The organism is Streptococcus cristatus (assembly GCF_003943535.1).
Taxonomy (GTDB): Bacteria; Bacillota; Bacilli; order Lactobacillales; family Streptococcaceae; genus Streptococcus; species Streptococcus cristatus_L.
In genome coordinates, this window is the sequence record NZ_RJPU01000026.1 from 1 (window position 1) to 1059 (window position 1059).

Consider the following 1059-nt stretch of genomic DNA (forward strand, 5'->3'; position numbering starts at 1 on the left):
GAAGGCTGCTTCTTGAGTCACAGGAGCTTTCAGAGCTGGACGACCCGCTGTTTGACCATCTGCGTATTCGTACTTGATNGTACGTGATACTTTCTTGTTGAGCTTAGCTGGGTCTGTAATCTTCTCTGTACCTTGACGAAGAGTAACGGTGAAGGTTTGATCCTTCTTATCGTCATTATCGAAGGTCTTAGGTCCTGCGAACTCATCCGTTACAACTTCGTAGCCCTTGTCTGTCAATTCTTTCAGACGAGCTGCGTAGTTAGTTGTACCGATTGGCTCACCTGACTTACCGCTTTCGACAACCTTNGTCAATTCCTTNTTACCGTCAGTTTGGTCTACGAAGCTGATAATCGCTTTTTGGCCATCCTTCACGAAGTTGATTGGTGTATCCTTCGTTGGATCGCTTGGAATTGGTGGTGGGTTGTAACCCTTGCTTGGATCGCTCGGATCTTTCGGTGTCAATGGTGTTGTACCATCTGGGCCTACTGGTGTAGTTCCTGGTACATGTGGAATCACTGGAAGATCAGTACCTGGTTTGCTTGGATCTGTTGGATCGTTTGGATATGGAAGATTTGGTACTTTTGGAAGTCCGTCTGGTACATTTGGTACGTATGAACCGAGCTTCTTGTATTGTACAACTTCTTCGCTATCCTTATCATCAGGAGTTACTGTCTTCGCTGCTACATTGGCCTTGTCTGCCACGAATCCAGTTACGACTGGTGTAGCTTCTTGTGCCAATTCTTTCGTAGCTGGTGTCCATGCGCCGAAGGTTTCAACGCCAGTTACACGGTTACGTTCACCTGTACGTGTGAAGGCTGCTTCTTGAGTCACAGGAGCTTTCAGAGCTGGACGACCCGCTGTTTGACCATCTGCGTATTCGTACTTGATTGTACGTGATACTTTCTTGTTGAGCTTAGCTGGGTCTGTAATCTTCTCTGTACCTTGACGAAGAGTAACGGTGAAGGTTTGATCCTTCTTATCGTCATTATCGAAGGTCTTAGGTCCTGCGAACTCATCCGTTACAACTTCGTAGCCCTTGTCTGTCAATTCTTTCAGACG

The 1059-nt window shown here is 46.7% G+C and carries 1 protein-coding gene; it reads right to left on the bottom strand.

The window, feature by feature from the left end; genetic code table 11:
- Positions 1-1047: mucin-binding protein (locus D8790_RS10630; RefSeq protein ID WP_446677481.1), on the bottom strand; the 1047-nt coding region annotated here is incomplete at its 3' end.
- Positions 1048-1059: the final 12 nt, after the last annotated feature.